Annotated in this window: 15 protein-coding genes; 8 read left to right on the forward strand and 7 right to left on the reverse strand. The window is 59.5% G+C overall.

From position 1 onward, the window contains the following. Positions 1 to 73: 73 nt before the first annotated feature. Positions 74 to 1,381 (reverse strand): polysaccharide biosynthesis/export family protein, encoded by a 1,308-nt coding sequence (locus tag SH664x_RS01560; protein WP_437204435.1) that lies wholly within the window; start codon positions 1,379 to 1,381, stop codon positions 74 to 76. Between the two features lie 194 nt (positions 1,382 to 1,575). Next, positions 1,576 to 2,265 (reverse strand): hypothetical protein, encoded by a 690-nt coding sequence (locus SH664x_RS01565; protein ID WP_437204437.1) that lies wholly within the window; start codon positions 2,263 to 2,265, stop codon positions 1,576 to 1,578. A gap of 579 nt (positions 2,266 to 2,844) precedes the next feature. Between SH664x_RS01565 and SH664x_RS01570 the strand changes: the two genes are divergently transcribed. Together SH664x_RS01570 and hpnH are read left to right on the forward strand one after the other, a co-directional pair. Next, positions 2,845 to 3,954 (forward strand): hypothetical protein, encoded by a 1,110-nt coding sequence (locus SH664x_RS01570; protein WP_437204438.1) that lies wholly within the window; start codon positions 2,845 to 2,847, stop codon positions 3,952 to 3,954. 266 nt (positions 3,955 to 4,220) lie between these two features. Continuing rightward, entirely contained in the window at positions 4,221 to 5,360 is a 1,140-nt protein-coding gene (gene hpnH / locus SH664x_RS01575; protein ID WP_437204440.1) for an adenosyl-hopene transferase HpnH, read from the forward strand. A gap of 21 nt (positions 5,361 to 5,381) precedes the next feature. Here hpnH and SH664x_RS01580 read toward each other — a convergent pair whose 3' ends face one another. Beyond that, complete coding sequence (locus SH664x_RS01580) at positions 5,382 to 7,127, reverse strand: hypothetical protein (protein ID WP_437204442.1); 1,746 nt, start codon at positions 7,125 to 7,127, stop codon at positions 5,382 to 5,384. Between the two features lie 403 nt (positions 7,128 to 7,530). Here SH664x_RS01580 and SH664x_RS01585 point away from each other — a divergent pair, with 403 nt between their 5' ends. Together SH664x_RS01585 and SH664x_RS01590 are read left to right on the forward strand one after the other, a co-directional pair. Beyond that, positions 7,531 to 8,259, forward strand: coding sequence for a class I SAM-dependent methyltransferase (locus SH664x_RS01585; RefSeq protein WP_437204444.1), 729 nt, complete (start codon positions 7,531 to 7,533; stop codon positions 8,257 to 8,259). Then, complete coding sequence (locus SH664x_RS01590; RefSeq protein WP_437204445.1) at positions 8,256 to 9,365, forward strand: glycosyltransferase family 2 protein; 1,110 nt, start codon at positions 8,256 to 8,258, stop codon at positions 9,363 to 9,365. The genes SH664x_RS01585 and SH664x_RS01590 overlap by 4 nt, the downstream gene beginning before the upstream one ends. 90 nt (positions 9,366 to 9,455) lie before the next feature. Here the strand turns inward: SH664x_RS01590 and SH664x_RS01595 are convergent, their stop codons facing one another. The 4 genes from SH664x_RS01595 to SH664x_RS01610 form a co-directional block, all read right to left on the reverse strand. Further along, entirely contained in the window at positions 9,456 to 10,658 is a 1,203-nt protein-coding gene (locus SH664x_RS01595) for an NAD(P)/FAD-dependent oxidoreductase (RefSeq protein ID WP_437204446.1), read from the reverse strand. Positions 10,659 to 10,961: 303 nt separating this feature from the next. Continuing rightward, positions 10,962 to 12,902 (reverse strand): hypothetical protein, encoded by a 1,941-nt coding sequence (locus SH664x_RS01600; protein ID WP_437204448.1) that lies wholly within the window; start codon positions 12,900 to 12,902, stop codon positions 10,962 to 10,964. 222 nt (positions 12,903 to 13,124) lie between these two features. Continuing rightward, positions 13,125 to 14,189 (reverse strand): 23S rRNA (adenine(2503)-C(2))-methyltransferase RlmN, encoded by a 1,065-nt coding sequence (gene rlmN / locus SH664x_RS01605; RefSeq protein ID WP_437204450.1) that lies wholly within the window; start codon positions 14,187 to 14,189, stop codon positions 13,125 to 13,127. Positions 14,190 to 14,261: 72 nt separating this feature from the next. Next, positions 14,262 to 14,462, reverse strand: coding sequence for a hypothetical protein (locus SH664x_RS01610; protein WP_437204452.1), 201 nt, complete (start codon positions 14,460 to 14,462; stop codon positions 14,262 to 14,264). A gap of 234 nt (positions 14,463 to 14,696) precedes the next feature. On the opposite strand from SH664x_RS01610, the gene SH664x_RS01615 reads away from it, so the two are divergent. Genes SH664x_RS01615 through SH664x_RS01630 form a run of 4 tightly spaced genes read left to right on the forward strand, consistent with a single transcriptional unit; the run spans position 14,697 to position 18,981 of the window. After that, positions 14,697 to 15,176, forward strand: a complete 480-nt coding sequence (locus tag SH664x_RS01615) for a chemotaxis protein CheW (protein WP_437204454.1) — start codon at positions 14,697 to 14,699, stop codon at positions 15,174 to 15,176. After that, positions 15,173 to 16,690: a CheR family methyltransferase gene (locus SH664x_RS01620; RefSeq protein WP_437204455.1), complete on the forward strand. Its 1,518-nt coding sequence runs from the start codon at positions 15,173 to 15,175 to the stop codon at positions 16,688 to 16,690. The genes SH664x_RS01615 and SH664x_RS01620 overlap by 4 nt, the downstream gene beginning before the upstream one ends. Next, positions 16,687 to 17,286 (forward strand): chemotaxis protein CheW, encoded by a 600-nt coding sequence (locus SH664x_RS01625; RefSeq protein WP_437204457.1) that lies wholly within the window; start codon positions 16,687 to 16,689, stop codon positions 17,284 to 17,286. The genes SH664x_RS01620 and SH664x_RS01625 overlap by 4 nt, the downstream gene beginning before the upstream one ends. A 45-nt stretch (positions 17,287 to 17,331) precedes the next feature. After that, on the forward strand, positions 17,332 to 18,981 hold the full coding sequence (locus SH664x_RS01630; RefSeq protein ID WP_437204458.1) for a methyl-accepting chemotaxis protein: 1,650 nt from the start codon (positions 17,332 to 17,334) through the stop codon (positions 18,979 to 18,981). The last annotated feature ends 51 nt before the right edge of the window (positions 18,982 to 19,032 follow it).

Raw genomic sequence — 19,032 nt, forward strand, 5'->3', positions numbered from 1 at the left:
GGCCGCGAGCCAACAAAAAAAGCCCTCTGGCCACGAAGACCGGAGGGCTTTTTCTTTTGATGACAGATTCGGCTTACAGCCTGTCGAGTGAGAAGATTCCACTGAATCCGAACATGTTCAGGGCACCGTTCACAACAGCTTCGGTCGGCTTGAAGTTCAGCATGACAATGTCGTCCGGCTGAATGAGAATCCGCTCTTTCGGGTCCTCGACGGCTCGGGCCAGATCGACACGGATCGGCAGTTGGGAACCATCGGGCATCTTTCTCAGAATCAACACCCGGCTCGGCTTGATGATCCAGCCCGGGCCGCCGTTCGTCAAAGCGGCTCCCGATTGTCCCAGGGGACCGCCAACAGATCCGGTTACAAGAGCAATCGCTTCCACCACATCCAGGTCGCGGTCAACGGGGAGCGGGATCTGAGCCCCTCTCAGCAGTCCGCCGACATAGAACTGATCCTGATGGCGGGGGATGTAGACCACGTCGCCATCGTCGAGCACAACATCCTGCGGACGGAAGGGAAGCATCTCACAGGGATTCATGAACAGCGGAATCCGGATGACCGACGGGCCGCAGTTGGCGTCACGATCAGCGAGCATTTTCTGCAGCTCTTCGGCGTTGACGGCGGAGCGGCCTTTGACGGCACAGTTCCGCATCACCCAGATTTCGCGGGCAGCATCAGTGCCGGGCAAACCGCCCGTTACCGAGAGGGCATGCAGCACATCGTTTTCATACACCGGCAGGTCCAGCACCTGGGCTGAACCCCGGTGGATGTGATCCACCTGTCCGGGAGGGAGCATGACGACGGGTTCCGCCGGTGTGTCCTGACGCAGAATCACCACGCGTTTGACCCGGGGAATAATCAGCGAAACGGAGACCCGTTCACGACCAGGCTGCAACACCTGAATTTCGCGGTAGGCTTCACGAATTTTGTCGGAAACTTCGGCCAGTGTCAGACCATCGACGTCCAGCGCTCCCACCAGCGGCAATTCCAGGAGTCCTCCCGGTTTGACCGTCAAGGGCAGACCGGTCGTCGGAGCGACTGGAGTTCCATAGGGGGGGTAATAACGCTGCTGCAGCGACTGATACTGTTGCAGCACGGGCGTTTCATCGGTTTGTGAGGGGACCACCCCGAACACAAACACTGCCAGAGTGTCCCCGGCTCCCACGACGTGGGCTTCCGGTTTATCCTGCCCCAGCGAGGTAAACAGGATTGGGACCTGTCCTTCTTTGCAGGACGGGAAGAGACTCGGATCAAGCCGACTCGCCGGTACCGCGTGACAGGCTTTTGTGACGAAGTGGCAGCCTGAGGAGACGAGCGATGTGAACATCGCTCCGCAGAGGCTCCACAGTTTCAGCTGTTTCCAGCATGATTTCAGACACATGATAGACGTCCTTGTCCCGTAGATGATCGGTGATCGGGCCGAGGCGAAATTGCGACGTGGAAAACCAGTTTGCAGGACGGCAGACGCCGCCGAGAGCAGGTTGCTCTGTCCAGTGCCCGGGCAACACGATTTTCGCTCAGTAAAAAGCAGAACTCCGCGCGGCGAATAACGGGCTCAGCAAAACTCGGAAGGCATTATCTGTGGGAGAGTCCGACAGAGTTCTGCTGGGGAGTTTTTGTCTTCAGCGATTCCTGCGGCGGGAAATAGAATCCATCGGCAGGATTGTCAGGCTTCTTGTCCGTTGCCGGTGGCATCGGTGGAATCGGCAACCCGTCCGGATCGGTCATGGGCTCCGCTCCAGGAATCTGGTTGTCGACTTTGCCGGGTGTGACCGGAGTCGGGTTCTGTTGCAGATCGGGTGTGAATGTGGTCTCGGCTGGATCGAACGGCAGATAGGTCGGCAGTTCGCAGAGCGGAATCGGCTGGCAGCTCGGCGGATTCCACACATTGATATAGTGCGAGTTCGGCCGGAGAGAAGCCATCAGGGCCCCTTCCTCCCAGCCGCTGTACCATTCCAGGCGGCGGGTATCACACGGGTCGCCGACGATTCCGGGCTTCCAGTAATGATGCGGCGGCACCATCGGGGCTTTCCCGGTTCCCCCTGTCACGACATCCAGGTATCCCGCTTTCCAGCCGCGGGCAAAATCGCTCCCTGCATTCTCTTCCAGGCACGCTTTGTAGCGCCACCAGGCAATGTGTGTTTTGAGTTGCTGGGTATGTTCATAGTGCGAATCCTGAAACGTCGCACATCCCACTAATGATAGCACTGCACCGGTCAGCAGCCGCTGTAGGGACAGCCGGAGTGTCAGTCGTTGAGATGGCATTCACGGACTCCTCAGTAATCAAGGGATCTCGATCACTTCAATCGGTACGACCTTGAATTCGCAATTAACTCGCTCGATTCGGAGAACGTGTTTTTTGCTGTCATTTATGGGTGAATCGTTGCAGGTGGAATATCCGGCAGTCTCTTTGCAGCTTGCCTATTCTGTTGCTCAAGGATTGATCACCCCGAATGCTTTACTTCGCTCCAAGTTTTGACAGGCCAATAGGTTGGAACATGCTGGAATTGCCGTTCCCACGGCGGGCGGCGTGGTTCTCCGGCAGAAATCGCCTCGGCTCGGTTGGCGCTGCTCTGGTCTGCAACGGTTTGATTCGTGACGGCACAAGCGCGCCAGGTGGAAGAGCCGCCAGGATGCTCGTCTCTCGCAGAAGTGGTACGTCCGGCGGTGGCTCCACTTTGATCCGGAGAGTGGTCCGCGAACCGGACGCGACGAACCTGAGACCGTTTCACCGGACGGGCGGGCCTGCGGATCTTCCACGTTCCTTGAGTCGGAAGTTGTCAGGCGGGTAGCATGCAGTGAGTGCGAACGAGGAACTCTTCTCTACCAGACAGGGGGAACGCGATGCGATTTTCAGCCTTTGTCACCGCCACCATGCTTGGGATCGCGGGGATCGGAAGCGTGGGCGAAGCTGCCGACATGTACGGCATGAGCACCGGCCATCCTGACCTGCAGCAGATTGGCCCCATGGCGATGGGACCCGCGGGGATCCTGTTTATCGGAGATCCCAAGGGGGCGCAGATTTTCGCCGTAAAAACAGGCGATGAAAACGGGGCTGCGAAGACAGCAAAACTCGAATTGGAAGATGTGGCAGCCAGTCTGGCCGCCGTGTTGAATACCGATGCCAAGTCCATCTCGTTGCTTGAACTCGTGGTCAATCCGGAAACCGGCAACGCGTTTCTGGGTGTGGGGATCAAGAACCGGGCGCCTCGGATCGTCAAGCTGGATGGCGCAGGGAATCTGACAGAGCTGGTGCTGGACAACATTCCGTTTTCCCGCGCCGCCCTTCCGAATGCAGCGGAAGACAAAGAGGTGCAGGCCGGAAATCGCCGTCGCAATAATCGCGAAAGCTCCATCACCGATCTGGCGTTTGTCGAGGGACAGGTTCTCGTCTCGGGATTGAGCAGCGACAAAGCCGCTTCCAACGTCTGGTCTTTGGCATTTCCGTTTTCCAAGGTCGATCAGGGAACCAATCTCGAGATCTATCATGCGGCCCACGGCCGTTCCGAGGACTATGCTCCGATCCGGACCTTTGTCCCGTTCATCGTGGATGGTGAACCGAGTCTGCTCGCCGGCTTCGTCTGCACGCCACTGGTGAAATTCCCGTTGAAGCAGCTGAGCTCCAGCGACAGTTCCAAGGTGCGCGGGACGACGATCGCAGAACTCGGAAACCGCAACCAACCGCTCGACATGATCGCCTACAAAAAAGGGGACCAGAACTATCTGCTGCTGGCAAACAGTGCGCGGGGCGTGATGAAAGTGAGCGCTGAGAAAATCTCCGAGAACGCCGGACTCACGGAACCGGTTCCGGGAGGCGGCACTGCTGGCCAGCCGTTCGAGCAGATCACCGAACTGGAAGGAACCGTCCAGCTCGACAGTCTCGACGATCGACAGGCTGTCGTGGTGGTCAAGAAGGGGGACGAGCTGACGTTGAAAACCGTTCCGCTTCCTTAAACGGTACGGATCTTCAATGACAGTTGCTCACCGGGGAGAGCTTGGAGAATCCCCGGGAAACTCAGCATCTGCGATGTGGCCGCTCCCTCCGGAGCGGCTTTTTTTATGGATTTGGCAATCTGGGCAAGGGGCTGTTCGCCAAAGTCGCGCTGACAGGGTCGGACGAAGGTGCTATCACCCCAAAGAATTGGAACCGCAGAACATGTGTGGAGTGGCAGCTCCATGCAGCAGATTGATTGATCCTCAGCCGCTGGAGCCATTGTCAAATGGGTGTCCCCCTCTCCCAGATGTGGAGCGTCGCCTCCTATGTCTTGAAGCAGAAGCTCCGCGGCCGCAAGCGTTATCCGCTCGTCCTCATGCTCGAGCCGTTGTTCCGCTGCAACCTCGCCTGCGGAGGTTGTGGAAAGATCCAGTTTCCGGCTGCCATCCTGAAGCGACAGGTTTCCGTTGAAGATTGCCTGAAAGCGGTCGACGAGTGCGGCGCTCCCGTCGTCTCCATTCCGGGGGGAGAGCCGTTACTGCATCCCCAGATCGAACAGATCGTCGAGGGAATTACTGCCCGCGGCAAATACGTTTACCTCTGCACGAACGCCATTCTTCTCGAAAAACATCTGTCCCGCTTCAAGCCTTCCAAATATCTCTCGTTCTCGGTCCATCTGGATGGGCCCCGCGCTGACCACGATGCGGCGGTCTGCCGCGAAGGGGTGTACGATGTCGCCATCGCCGCCATCCGGACCGCGATCCAGAAAGGCTTCCGGGTCACGACCAATACGACAGTCTTCAACAACACTCAGCCCGAGCATCTGCACGAACTGTTCGACACATTGATGCAGATGGGGGTCGAGGGAATGATGATCTCACCCGGCTACCAGTACGAAAAGGCTCCCGATCAGGAGCACTTCCTCAATCGGCATCAGACCGTGCAGCTGTTCCGGCGGGTTCTCGGCAAGCAGAAGCGCTCGTGGAAATTCAATCAGTCGCCGCTGTTCATCGAGTTCCTGAAAGGGAACTGGCAACTCGAATGTACGCCGTGGGGGAATCCGACTTACAACCTCTTCGGCTGGCAGAAGCCCTGTTACCTGTTGCAGGAGGGCTATGCCAGCTCATTTGACGAGCTGATGAACACCACCGACTGGGAGGCCTATGGGCGGTCCAGCGGCAACGCCAAGTGTCAGGACTGCATGGTCCACTGCGGATATGAACCCTCCGCCGTCGACATGACATTCGGTTCACTCAAAGGGCTGGCGATGTCGGCCTGGAGAACGATTGCCGGTCCCAGTCGACACCGGGAGTCAGCCGACCTGCCGTTGCCGTCACCAGTTCCGGCTCCGCATTTCGTCACGCTGGAGACATCGCTTCGTTCCGAACGAGTTCCGGCGCTCAGCGAGTGCGTCGAGGTCTCCTGAGCCGTCCGTCGCGTTCTGCACTTATGGTGCGGCCTCGTCGTCGTTGCTGACAGGCTGTGGCACGGCAACGGGATTGGCTGTTGCGGGTTGAGCAGTCGCCAACGGTTGATACTCTGCACAGAGCGAACCAATCGGACCGCTGACCCGATGGACCAGATAAGATCCGGAGCGGAAGACCACCGGCTCGGAAAAGGGGAACTCTGACAGACGCTCGGCCGGAAAGCAGCGGGGCAACAATGTCTGCGGGTCTGTTTCATCCGCAATCGCTGCGGCAGACATTCCCGCTTCGCGCAGGCAGCTGACCACGAACTTCTGTGGCGACTGCTCGACCGCCTCCCGAATGGTTGCGAGCCGACTGGGAAAGAGACGGCAGAGGGCATCGAGAAAGACGTACCGGGTTGAGGGCTTGAGATTCAGCTCCGGATAGAGGTGTACCAGACCGACCTGGTAAGCGGTCAGTTCGCCGTCCTTGAGGTTCTGTTGCTTCAGAAACTCGAGAACCGGACCCAGCGTCTCCCAATCGGGGCGAGGTTCGTACTGCACCCGGGAACGCACTTCGAGTGTGGGACCTTCGCGCAGGCAGGCTCCCCAGGCGGTCAATCGTCGCAGCTGGAGCATGGGAGACATCATCAAGGCCAGTCCGGCGAACGCGACCAGGGCCAGTCGTCCCGTCGGCTGCAATCCGCGAGGCCAGACAATCAGAGCGGTCAGGGCGATCGCGAGGACCACACCCGGCATCTGCACATACGCAAAGGGATGCTGCAGCAGCACGATCTGCATCATCCATCCCACATAAAGGGCGCTCAGCAGGATTCGGGAGACCTCAAAACGCGTGAGGTCTCCGTTGAGAGCGTCACTCTCTTCGACCGGACGATGCGACCGCTGGCGCAAGCAACGTTGCAGGGTGAAGCCGACAACGCCGATCGCGATCACATGCAGCCAGCTGAACGGAAGAAAGCTCTCCCAGAGTGACGCATAGCGCTGCCAGCTTTTGCGGGCCTGCCCCGACTGCAGATATTCCGGATTCCACTCCAGCTGCATCTCCCAGAATGGTTCCCAGCAGTGATGGGCGACCATCCAGAGGCTGCCGATTCCACCGGCCAGCAGTCCGCCGCAGAAGACTCCGGCGAGATCCCGCAACGCGGGACGGTTCAGTCCGGTGATCCAGGCCGATGCCAGCAGCACGGACAACGCCGGAAATGCGATATGCGGCTTCAACCAGAAGGCGGTCCCCCACAACATTCCTTCTGCCAGCGAAGACCACCACGACCGTTGAGGAGCAGAGAGCAGCAGCTGTCGTCGGCGGACGGCAACCGCTGCCAGGCAGGGGAGCAGCATCCACAGGTCTCGCTGGCAATGACACCATTCCGATTGCGAAAAATGGAGTCCGAAAACTCCGAGAGCGATCAGGCCTGTCTTCGCCGTCCAGAATGACTCCTGACGCGCACGCGCCAAGTGCGAGATAAATCCGGCGATCGCGCAGACCATCAGCAGATCGAACGCCCGCAGGGTGACCCAGGACCATCCACCCACCTGCCGTACGAGCAGATGAATCCAGACAGCGCCGGGAAAGTTCGGTTCGATGAGATCCTGATACAGGATGCCCCCTTCCGAAGCGCAGCGGGCCTGCAGGTCATAAATGACGGCATCTGCGGTCAGGTGCTGGCAAAGAAACAACGGCACATTCAAGATCAACAGAGCGACCAGCGCGGTCCAGACGATCCAGTGAAAGAGCGGGGACCGATCATTGGCAGATGCAGGGATCATGAGGTTTGAGGCACTAGAGAAATGACGCGCGACGGACGTCATCACATTTTCTTCAGGATTCGAAGCAGTGATTTCGGCCTCAAGAGTGGGCGATTGTCGACTGGATTAAGAGTAGGTTCTGACTGCGGTGCGGCTTTCAATTGCTCAATCCGATTGTCTGAGCGGGGGCATGTTGATGTTTGTCAACTTGCAATCTCGTCACGACCGTCACCTTCCCTACAGCTTCTCCCGCGAGCGTTGCCAAATTGCAACCTGCTCGAATCCGCCCGACTTTTCTTGCGCCAGTGAGATAGATTGAGTTGGTGTTCCGGACTGTCTCCGGGCAGCTTGTAACCCGACCGTCGACAACAGATCCCCGACGCGATGGGTCGGGTCCGTCCTCCTCTTCAGGTCAGTTTCTACGATGCAGGTTGAACATCTCGAAGAACTGATCCGTCTGGAAGAATCGTATTGGTGGCACGTCGCCAAGCGCGAGCTGGTGGTGTCGCTGCTTGAGAAATATTGTCCCGCACCGGGCAAGCTGGTGGAGGGGGGCATTGGTTCCGCACGGAATCTCCTGACGTTTCGCGAAATGGGTTATGACGTTGAAGGCTTTGACGTCATGCCGGGAGCGGTGGAGGCGGCGGAACGCCGCGGACTCCCCGCGCGCCTGCACGATCTTTCGCAGCCCTGGCCGGTTCCTGAGAACTCGTTACGGGCGGTCGTCCTGCTGGATGTGATTGAGCATATCGAAGATCCGGTTGCGGTTCTCTCGCAGGTCCGACAGGCACTCGGCCCGGAGGGGAGTGTCATTGTGACGGTGCCGGCCTATCAATGGCTCTACGGGGACTGGGACGAAGCGCTCGGTCATTACCGTCGTTACACCTGCAGCCTGCTCAGGGAGCAGGCCACCCAGGCAGGACTGAAAATCAAACGTTTAACACACTGGAATGCCTTCACACTGCCGGCTGCGATGGCGGTGCGGAGCTGTCAGAAACTTTTTCCCGGTTCAGACCGCAAGCGGGCAGAGTTTCCACGAGTCGCTCCGTGGACGAACCGGTTATTGCGGGGATGTGCCGCTGTGGAGCGCTGGATGCTGAATCGCATGCCGGTCTGCTGTGGCCTGTCGGTAGTGGGAGTGCTACACAAATGATTGCAGCGCCTTCATCGAGCTTGGAACACCGTCGCCGGACTGACGTGATCATCTCGGTCGTGCTGCCGGTGTATAATGAGTCGGCGGTTCTGCTGGAACTTCATGAGCGCGTGGCAGGGGTCCTGAACTCCTGCGGCTGCCGCTTTGAAATCATCTTTGTCAACGATGGATCATGGGACGACAGCGACATGATCCTCGACACGCTGGCGATGCAAGTCCCCCATGTGCGGGTGGTGCATTTCTCGCGGAACTTCGGACATCAGGCGGCCGTGCAGGCGGGGATTTCGTACGCCCGGGGTGACGCCGTCATCATTATGGATTCCGACCTGCAGGATGATCCGCTGGCGATCTCGGACTTCATGGACATGTGGCGACAGGGTTTTGATGTCGTCTATGCCATCCGTTATGCCCGCAAGGAAAGCCCGGCCAAACGGTTTCTGTTCGATGCCTTTTATCGCGTGCTGAATAAAATCTCGCAGACTCCCATGCCGCAGCATGCCGGAAACTTCTGCCTGCTGGATCGCGTGGTAGTCAACGAGATTACCAAGCTGCCGGACCGGGATCGTTATTTCCCGGGCCTCCGCAGCTGGGTCGGTTTCCGTCAACTCGGAATCCCCGTGGAGCGCGGTCGCCGTTACGACGACAACCCCCGCGTTTCGATGCGGGGACTGTTTGCGCTCGCGAAGACCGCGATTTTTTCCTTCTCTGCGTTCCCGCTGACCGCTTTCTATGTCATTGCGTTTCTGTCGTTCGTCGCCTGTGTGGGGACAGTCGGTTTTTCACTGTATCACAAGCTGGTGACCGGACTGGCCATTCCCGGCTGGGCATCGCTCACAATTGTTTCTTCCCTGTTTGGTGCCCTGAACGCGATGGGAATTGGCATTCTCGGTGAGTATGCCATCCGCATCTATGATCAGGTGCGGGCTCGTCCCTCCTTCATCGTCGCCCGGGCTGTGAACTTCAATCGTGACGCAGTCGGCACGACGGAAGAGATGCTGTTGAACCTGCTTGCCGATCAATGGCGTGACCTGCCGGAAGATGCTCCCCAGCGGACCGAACTCGCTTCTCTCCGCAGCCGGGAAAGTTCGCTCGCTGATACCCACTGATGCGGTAGCCGCTCCACTTGGGAGGGCATCGCCAGTGAGCCGCCCGACCCGCACGTTCAGGTGGTGCGGGCGTTCATCGTTGGTGTTGTGTTATCGTCCGAAGCGAAAGATTGCGGTGTCGGTGTTGTTCCGCTTGAGTACCAGATCGAGCAGGATACGTGCGGCGATCACTCCGAACGAAATGCCGTTCCCCCCGAACCCCAGGGCGAACAGCGACGACGGGATCTCCGGACTGCGGCCGATGTAAGCCAGGCCGTCCCGGGTCTCGCCGAACGTTCCTCCCCAGGCATGCTCGATTTCAATCTCGGCGTGGGGTAGCAGCCGGGATAATCGCTCCTGAAGGCGAACTGCCTTGACGCCGATCCGGGCATCGCGCCTCATCGGGCTGCAGTAGGGGTCATCTTCTCCCCCCACAATCAGTCGGCCATCTGCGGTCTTTCGGAAGTAGAGGTACGGACGGGCGGTCTCCCAGTAGAGGGTTTCGTGCGGCCATGCGCCGGGGCTGAGCAATGGTTGGGTGGCAATCGCGTAAGTGCTTTTCAGATTGACGATTTTCTCCCTCAGCAATCCCGCTGCCTCGAAACCGGTGGCATGAATGACCTCCCGGGCGAAGATCATCGACGCCCGGTTCGTCGTCAGGGTGACACCGTGCTCCGTGGCATGGGTGCTGGTGATTTCAGTCCGGTCAAAAATGCGTGCTCCCCGCGTGCGTGCGTTGCTGAGCAGTCCATGCGCCAGACGATACGCATCACAGACAGCTGCCTCGTGTGACAGGATGGCGGCAGGCTGTTCGATTCCGAATCGCTCTCGCAGTTCATCCGCTGGCAGATACTCGACATCAATTCCACAGGCGTTGCGGGCGTCAAATTCCTTTCGGAGCGGTAGGAGGTCTTCCGGCCGGCTGGCGACATACAGGCTTTGCTGTCGCAGAAATCCACAGTCGACGGGAGACTCGTCCGCCAGTTGCTGCAAATCATGAACAGCGTTGACGCATAGCTGATAAGCCCGCCGCGCAGGCTGTTCACCGCGCATCATCATGAGATCATGCAGGTGAACATCAATCTCATACTGCAGCAGACCCGTCGTGGCGGAGGTGCTTCCCTGACCGACATCACGACGATCGACGACCACGACGTCGAGTCCCGCTTTGGAGAGCCGATCCGAGATCAGTGCCCCGGTAATTCCCGCACCGAGTACGACGACGTCGCAGCGGATGTCCTCATCCAGCGCGGGATAGGTGGCGATCAGCCCATTTTGCACCAGCCAGAATGGCTGCGGCGAAACAAGTTCCACGAGTTGACTCCGCTGGGGGCAACCTGCATGGCCCGAAACTAACGGAGCTCGTGCAGGGCGCCCATTGCAGTCCCCGCGCAGCAAACGTTACACGTAATGTCGTGCTCATTTTCGCGTGACGAGAACGGGTACATCAGCAGCGAACAAGATCTCGCAGCCGAGTTGCTCGAACCCCAGGACAGCTGCAAAGCAGAATCTATGCCAGAGACCGGCGGCGGGACGCTCCCCGTGTCAGTGTCTCTGTCCGCCTTCGAGCAGGCAGGGCTGCCGGGAGAGGACCGGACGATCGGGCGTTCCATTCATTCAGCGGTCCCAGGGGAGTTTCATGGTCGGCGGATTCACATAGCGCTGCATGCCAAACGTCAGCATCTCTCCCGCTCCCGGAGCCAGTTTTACCCGCAGCTGATTCCCGGACAGGGGCTGGCTGCCGCCAGCGTGCTGGACAGAGGAGAACTGGTGTTCGCCATAGCCGCCGGCCTGCACGATGAGTTCGCGAGGGTGGACCGGATTGGTATTCACGAGCGTGACCCGCACCGTCTCCGCTGTCAGTTGATCGACCAGCGCAGCCACATCCGCGGGAAGACCGGGTCGACGATCGACCGGATCGAAATAACGCAGACGGCAGTGCAACGCCGAAGCCTTCCGGGTGACATGAATTCCACCCAGCATGAGCTGGACCAAGGGCCCGACCCGTGCCGGGTTCGATCGCATCGGATTGTCCGCCAGTCGGGTGTCGGGAGTCGAGGTGTCCTGCCGGACCCGTTCCATGCGTTTGCGAACTTCATTAAATGAGTCCCTCAGTGCCTGCACCGGATACTCCGGATTCCTCCCTTCCAGAAAATCGAGCCACGCACTTTCACTGACGCGTGCCCTGTCTTCAGGCTTCATCGACAGGTAGTACATCTCCAGCGCATTTTTGTTGTAAGGTCCGGGAACCCAGGCATACCACCCCTGATCGTTGTACATCGTCGGCGTGCAGCTCACGCCATCGAAGAGTCGAGCCTGGGCGTTGATCGCAGCCTGCTGGTCGCGCCACACCTGCAGATAGCGGTCATTCCCGGTCAGCAGGTAGGCGTTCATGAAGCCGACGAACGAGCGGGATTGCCGATTCCGGTGATCAATCTCGCCGTTCTGGGGAATGACCTGTGAGAAGCTCCATCCGTAGACGCCGGCATACCACTTTCCTTCCGGTCCGCCGATCCGGCCATCGAGTCCGATCTTGGAAGGCATGATGCCGCCGTTGGCCTGCATCCTGTCGCACCAGGCATCGACATACTCCACAATCCAGTCCCGGTATTTGGGATCTCCGTTGATCATGAAGGCGTTGAGTGGCAGGCAGGTGGCGAGCAGGTTCAGCGGATGGTCACCGACGATATCGTTGTAATTCTGGAAATGTTCAACCATCTGCGCATAGCTGGTTTCGCCATGATGGAGTTGCAGCCGATGCTCGACTTCAACGGGATCGCCGGCCCAGTCCAAGCCGGTCGTCTCCCGCAGCAGCGGACCTCGGCTGCCGTTGAAAAGACTTCTGATGATCCTGTGCCGCGGGTCGTAATTGGGGGCCTGCGGATCTTCATTAAGATAGAAGCCTGCGAAGCGCTGGCTGCGCTGGTGATAGAGTCGGTTCGTCGGATCGGACAGCGCGTGCAGAATGAACACTCCCAGCCCTTCCGCATTATGCTGCCAGTCGAACTGGGTGATGAATTCCTTGTAGTACATGCCGTCGCGGGCTAGCGGTGTCTCGACGGTCTTCGCCAGCGTGTACTGCCGGAAGTGTCCTTCGAGCGCTTTGTTCGTCAGTTCGCGGATGCTGTGGTCTCCTCCCAGAGCGTGAAGAATGGGCCAGTCGTTGCAGTTTTCGATAGCGTCGTCCGGTCCATCGTCGCCCCCCCAGCGCTCCACACAGAGCAGAAACCCGCGCTCATCAAAATACCGGGCGAAGAACTCCTGGCAGGCTTCGGATTCTGCCTGCAGCAGAGCCCGCTCCAGCAATGCCCACTCGGGAGGAGGCATGGGCGCATCGATCTCGATTGGAGGTTCCCCCGCCCACAGGCAGTTCCCACACAGCAGCCAGCACAGTGCCAGGGAGAGCAGTCGGAACGTCCGGATGGACGGTGGAAGATCGGCGATGCCCCGATGGTTGTGAGGAGCAGCGGAGGCTGCAGTCTCATTCGGGGAGGGGAGCGGGGGCTGTGACGTGGGGGACGGTCGACGGTGGAATAAGCCAGCGCTGAAAGCAGACATTGTCACTCCCCGTCGACAGGCGGTCCTCGCCCGGAAGCATCTCTCAGAACCGCATCTGAAGTGTTATATATGATTCTGTCAACAGTTGGCTCACGCGAAATGTTTTCGCGCGGCGGATTTCGAGGGCCGGAAAGAGTGTCCCCGGCGGCGTGCATCAGATGAGAGAGTGCACGTCCCGTCGCGGCGTGCAGAGGGATCGGTTTCGCACCTCGCGAGACCAGATCAGGTCAATGCGACCACGTCACGCATCGCACTCAGACGCAACTGCCCGCAGGCGGCGTCGATGTCCGCCCCCTTCCGTTTGCGGACGGTCACATTCGTCCCCGCAGCCCGGAGGATCTCGACAAACTGCTGCGTGCGCGGATTTCCCGGAGCCTCCAGTGCGATTGTCGAAACTGAATTCATCGGGATCAGATTCACATGGGCGTTACGGTGGCGGAGCAACTGCCCCAGCTCGCGGGCATGCTGATCCTGATCATTCACTCCCGACAGCAACACGTATTCGTAAGTGACCCGCCGTCCGGTGGCAGTGAAGTAATCTTCCGCGGCTGTGAGAATTTCCTGCAGGCCGATATTCTTGTTCACCGGGACGATGCGCGTCCTCAGTTCATCATTGGGAGCGTGCAGCGAGATCGCCAGATTGAACTGCAGGTCGAGCTTGGCCAGCTCACGGATCTTGTCCGGCAGACCGACCGTCGAGACCGTGACCCGCCGTGCTCCCAGTCCCATTCCCCCCTTCTCGTTGAGAGTGAGGAGCGCAGGGATCAGTTGCCGCAGATTGGCCAGCGGCTCACCCATGCCCATCACCACGACATTGGTGATCCGTTCACTTTCCGGAAGAAGGCGATCGACACGGAGCAACTGTTCGAGAATTTCTCCTGTGGAAAGATTCCGTTTCACTCCCAGCAATCCGCTGGCGCAGAAGACGCAGCCCATCGCGCAGCCGACCTGGGTGCTGATACAGACCGTGCGGCGGTCGTCCTCGCGCATCAGTACGCATTCCGTCTGCTCGCCATCCCGATACTGCAGCAGCAGCTTTTCGGTTCCATCGCGCGAGACCTGATGCCGCACGACGTCACTGGCGAACAGGTCGAACTGGGCTGTCAGTTCGTTCCGCAAGGCCAGTGGGACATCATGCATCAGATCGTAGCTGGAGACCCGCTTGCCGAAGATCCAGCGGCGAATCTGATCAGCGCGGTAGCTGCCTCCCAGCGGAGTACACCACTCCGCGAGTTCATCACGCGAGAGGTCGGTTAACAATCGGCGGGAGGGGGCATCAGTAGACATTGCATCATTCTAACAAGTGGCCAGCAGAGGGCGAATCGACCCCGCCGAGACTGATGCAAAGTGACTCGTGCTTTATGCTGCATTTTCCCGTGGGGTGATCCCGGGCAATTCGATGCAGTTCGGCGCCTCTTCTTCGGGCAGTTCGTCGAGGAGTCTTTTTTCGAGGTCGACCAGATCCTGAAACTCCCGGCGAATGTATTCCCTCATTTTTTCATGAAACGGGGTTCCGTCGTCCGCAAACAGCGGGTCAAACTCGGGCGTCGGGATGATCATGAGGGGACCTTCGCAGGGGACGTTCGTCAGCCAGGAATGGGAGAGCGTGCAGAGGCCGGTTGAGACTTCCGGGCAGTCTTCCCGCGCTGATCCGTCAGAGTTGCGACGTGCAATTGCGAATTCTTAGAATCTGGCAAGAAACTCGCATCGCGGGAGCTGTCGGAGCGTTTACTCTTTCTGCAGATGAACAACGCTGCGGACAAGTTCTGTAAATCGGATGCGGAAGTGCCAGGAATGACGCAGTTAGGGCAGGTCACGCACATTGCTTCCCGCACGCTGCTGAAGGTTCGGCTCGGCGGGAAGCTGCACGCAATTCCGATCGAAGAGATTGAAGAGGTGCTGCCAGCGTTGCCCGTTGAGCCGATTGCTCAATCCTCCCCCTGGTTGAGGGGAGTGGTCTTTGTTCGGGGGCATCTGATTCCGGTCCTCGACGGTGTCCGGCGGCTCGGTTTTCCCGTGCAGCACCGCACGAACGATCCGCACATTGTCTGCCTCCGCTGGCAGAACCAGCTGCTCGGGCTGGAAGTCGAAGAGGCGCTCGATCTGATCGAGTTGCCCGAACATCCTGATCTGACGTCGGCCACGCTGGGCGTGGCAGACCGTTTTGTCAGTGGAGTCGTGGATCTCGAGGGAGAAATCATCCGCGTGCTGAATGTCCGCGAGCTTTCACCGGGCCACGATGTGGCTGAACTCGCGAAGGTAGGACACCCATGACAGTCGCCGCGGGAGAACGGAACGATCTGCCGACGGCCGGTGAATGGGACGCCCTGCGCGAGATCATGGAAGTTGAAACCGGCATGGATCTCGCCGAACCGCGTTTCGGCCGGCTGAAAAATGCGGTCCTGCGAGTGGCGGGGCAGCGGAACTTTGCCCGCCTCCTGGAGCAGCCTGCGGAGAAAGTCAAATTCCTCGAGCAGCTGACGACTGAGCTGACGGTGGGGGAATCGTTCTTTCTGCGGAACGAATATCATTTTCAGGCGCTGCGGGAAGAAGTTCTTCCGCGGATCCTCACCGAGAACGCCCAGAGACAGGATGTGCGCGTCTGGAGTGCGGGGTGTGCGACCGGCGAAGAACCCTATTCACTGGCGATTCTGCTCGACCAGCTGCTGTGTGAACGGCCCGGATGGCGGTACTCGATTCTGGGGACCGATCTCAACGTCCGTTTTCTGGAGCGAGCCCGCGAAGGGTTTTATCGTCCCTGGTCTTTTCGTCGAACCCGGGTTCACGACGACATCCGCTTCTTCCAGAAAAAGGGGGACGGCTACCAGCTTCACGAGCGAGTGCGGAAGCAGGTCCGATTTGCGTATCTGAATCTGGTCAAGGATGTCTTCCCCTCATTCCTGACCGGCACAGTGGGGCTCGATCTCATTCTCTTTCGCAACGTGGCCATCTATCTGAAGGCAGAGGTCACCGCAGCGATCCTGCAGCGGTTCTGTCAGGCCCTGCGTCCGGGAGGCTGGTTGCTGCTGGGAGAGACAGAAATCAATCTCGCCCCGACCGCCGGGTTCTCCGTCTACCGGTGTGCGAATTCAACGTTCCTTAAAAAACTGGATGATGGTTCACCTCAGGCGTTCGCGCCGACACCGATTGCGATTTCGACGCCGGTCATGGCTGATGTCGGCCAGTGGATTTCCGATTTCACATTCGCTGTCCCCAAGATTCCGCAATGGGTTCCGCTCCCCTATGTCGAGCGGACAGCCGCTGCGAGCAGCGGACTCAACACGCTGGCTGTGCTCCCTCCGGAGCCCCGTTTTCAACAGGCGTTACAAGAGGGAGACTTCGCCGCCGCCGTGCGGGGGTTGCTCTCGTTTGACGATGTCAGTGCCCGCTCCGTGGCCCGGCTGCTGCTGGTGCGAAAGCTGCTCGATCATGCACAGTGCGCCTTCGCCCGTGAACAACTGCAGCTCTGCCTGAAAGAAAATCCCTTGCTGCTGGAGGCACATCTGCTGCAGGCGAGCCTGTCCGAGGAAGAGGGGAAGACCGAGCGGGCTGTCGAAGCTTACCGCCGGGCTCTTTATCTGGATCGAAACTGCTGCATCGCCCACTTCCATCTGGCGCTCCTGCAGCGGGCGACCGGTGACTACGACGGTGCCGGGAAGAGTTATCAGACTGTTCTGAAATTGTGTGACAGTCAGGATGGTCATGCGATCGTCGAGTTCGGCGACGGCGTCTGTTACGGGCGTCTCCGCGAACTGGCCGTCACGCTGTTCGGAGAGGAGGCCGTATGACGACCGACAGCACCATCTGGGAACGGCTGCGCGACAAGCTGAACCGGCTGCACGACGAAATGGCTCTGGGGGCCACGCGACCGGAAGTCCTGAGCGACAAATTGTCGCGCCGGGCACAGGCGTTTCGTCAGCGCAGTCGGGAAACGGAAGACCACGGGGCCTTGCTTTCCGGTGTCGCATTCACACAAGGGAGCTCCCGTTATCTGCTTCCGGTTCAGAATGTCCGGGAAGTGGCTCCCCTGGAACAGATCAGCCCGGTCCCTGGGAGTCCGAAGTGGATTCGGGGAGTGGTGCAGTGCCGTGGCGAAATTCTGGCGCTGCTCGATCTCGGCCGTCTGTTTCAGGTGCCGGAAACAGGTCTGGCGGACCTGCATATGGGACTTGTCGTTCAGGCTGCCGACAGGGTGGTCGCGGTGGCCGCGACGACGATCGAAGATGTGATCAATGTTCCTTCCCGGCAGCTCGCGGCACCGCCGGAGTTTGGCGAGCGATTTCCTGCGAACTGGATTGCCGGCGTGTATCACGGCGACCGGCTGGTCCTGCGGATTGAAGAGATCCTGAGCGATGAACGACTGACGAACTGGATTGACGACTGACCGGCATGTATTCCGGGCCCTCATACGAATTGAACTGGTAGCATTATGCGTTGGACGATTGGAAGAAAACTGGGGTTCGGTTTTGGCAGCCTGCTGCTCCTGATGGGCATCAACAGCCTGATCATCTACAGGGCGCTGGATCGCATGAGTGATGCGGCAGAGGCCATGTCGAACGAGGCGGTCCCGGCCTTGCGGGCTTGCGACGACATGATGATCTCCCTGAACCGCGCCACATCCGCCACGCGGGGCTACCTCGTGCTCAGTGAAGATCCTTCTGCGGGAAGTTACTTCGAAACGGAGTTCACGACCGCCATCAACGATGTCGATGTCGCCCTGCAGGATCTGGAACGCTGCTATGGCCAATCCCAAGTGCCTGCGGAGCAGGCCAGGTTTGCCGAGATTCGTGAGGGAGTTCCTGTGTTTCAGGCCACCCAGACGGAACTCCGTGACGCTGCCCGCCGACTGGGAAAGGGAGCGGACCGCGATCTCACGGATGCGGTCTCAGTGATGCAGACGCGGTCGCTTCCTAAGGCCCAGGAAATCCGTGTGGCGGCCCGGGCTTTACGGGATCTGGCCAGTGAGCGCGTGACCGCTGAACGGGCTTTGCTCGACACCGCGGGGAAGGCAGCCCGCTGGACATTGTTGGTGACGGCGAGCCTGGGCATCGGAATCGGCTGTCTCGTGGCCTTCCTGCTCAGCCATCGAATTGTGCAGGCGACCCAGTCGCTGTTGGCGGGCGTGAAGGCGGTCGCCAGCGGAGATCTGACTCTGCGGGAGATCGCCACCAATTCCAAAGATGAGATCGGGGACCTCACTACCGGCTTCAATTCGATGGTGGCCTCGCTGCGCAGCATCCTTTCGGAAACCGCCTCGACGACTGGTGAGGTCGCCGTCGCCAGTCAGCAGATTGCCGCCGGAGCCCAGCAGCAACTGTCGAGTCTGAATCAGACCGCGTCGTCTTTGAACCAGATCACGACAACCGCCGAAGAATTCAAAGCGACGATGCAGGAATTCGCCGACCGGACCAAGGCGGTGCACGAGGCGGCTGACGAAACCGCGAAGCGGGCCAGTGAAGGTCGCGGCCTCACCCTGGAGTCGTCCAGCCGGATCGAGCAGGTCCGCGCCAACGCAGTGACCGCAGGCGAGAGCGTGCTGAATCTGGCAGATCAGATGCAGCGGATCGGTGAGATCACCGCTTCCGTCAACGAGATCGCCGAGCAGACGAAGCTGCTGGCGCTCAACGCTTCGATTGAAGCCGCCCGGGCCGGAGAAGAGGGACGAGGTTTCGCCGTGGTGGCGATGCAGGTCCGCGAACTGGCCAATCAGTCCAAGGAAGCGGCCGGAAGAATCGAAGGGCTGATTACACAGACGCAACGGTCCATGCACATCGTGGTGCAGAAAATTGAAGAGGGGGGACGGCTCTCCGATGACTCCCGGCAGATGGTGCAGCGGGTCAGTCACGCCTTTGAAGAAATTGTCCGTGCCATCGAGCAGACCCGCGAAGCGATGTCGCAGATCAATACCGGTGCCCGGCAGCAGGAACTCGGTTTGACCGAGCTGGTCGCCAGCATCACCGAAATTGACGGCGCTTCCAAGGAATCACTCGCAGCCGCTGAACAGACGCAAAAGTCGATTGTATCGATCGATCAGCGGATCCGGCTGCTGAATCACACGATTTCACGCTTCACGACCTGATCTCCGGGTCTGACGTCTATCCCGAACCGAGAGCCGATCCCCAGCGCCAGT

The sequence above is a fragment of the Planctomicrobium aquicomposti genome, from assembly GCF_051466325.1.
GTDB lineage: Bacteria > Planctomycetota > Planctomycetia > Planctomycetales > Planctomycetaceae > Planctomicrobium.

Excerpts from the sequence above, each read along its gene's own strand:
- SH664x_RS01560 (WP_437204435.1), bottom strand. The coding sequence starts at position 1,381 with ATGTGTCTGAAATCATGCTGGAAACAGCTGAAACTGTGGAGCCTCTGC.
- SH664x_RS01565 (WP_437204437.1), bottom strand. The coding sequence starts at position 2,265 with ATGCCATCTCAACGACTGACACTCCGGCTGTCCCTACAGCGGCTGCTG.
- SH664x_RS01570 (WP_437204438.1), top strand. The coding sequence starts at position 2,845 with ATGCGATTTTCAGCCTTTGTCACCGCCACCATGCTTGGGATCGCGGGG.
- hpnH (WP_437204440.1), top strand. The coding sequence starts at position 4,221 with ATGGGTGTCCCCCTCTCCCAGATGTGGAGCGTCGCCTCCTATGTCTTG.
- SH664x_RS01580 (WP_437204442.1), bottom strand. The coding sequence starts at position 7,127 with ATGATCCCTGCATCTGCCAATGATCGGTCCCCGCTCTTTCACTGGATC.
- SH664x_RS01585 (WP_437204444.1), top strand. The coding sequence starts at position 7,531 with ATGCAGGTTGAACATCTCGAAGAACTGATCCGTCTGGAAGAATCGTAT.
- SH664x_RS01590 (WP_437204445.1), top strand. The coding sequence starts at position 8,256 with ATGATTGCAGCGCCTTCATCGAGCTTGGAACACCGTCGCCGGACTGAC.
- SH664x_RS01600 (WP_437204448.1), bottom strand. The coding sequence starts at position 12,902 with ATGTCTGCTTTCAGCGCTGGCTTATTCCACCGTCGACCGTCCCCCACG.
- rlmN (WP_437204450.1), bottom strand. The coding sequence starts at position 14,189 with ATGTCTACTGATGCCCCCTCCCGCCGATTGTTAACCGACCTCTCGCGT.
- SH664x_RS01610 (WP_437204452.1), bottom strand. The coding sequence starts at position 14,462 with ATGATCATCCCGACGCCCGAGTTTGACCCGCTGTTTGCGGACGACGGA.
- SH664x_RS01615 (WP_437204454.1), top strand. The coding sequence starts at position 14,697 with ATGACGCAGTTAGGGCAGGTCACGCACATTGCTTCCCGCACGCTGCTG.
- SH664x_RS01620 (WP_437204455.1), top strand. The coding sequence starts at position 15,173 with ATGACAGTCGCCGCGGGAGAACGGAACGATCTGCCGACGGCCGGTGAA.
- SH664x_RS01625 (WP_437204457.1), top strand. The coding sequence starts at position 16,687 with ATGACGACCGACAGCACCATCTGGGAACGGCTGCGCGACAAGCTGAAC.
- SH664x_RS01630 (WP_437204458.1), top strand. The coding sequence starts at position 17,332 with ATGCGTTGGACGATTGGAAGAAAACTGGGGTTCGGTTTTGGCAGCCTG.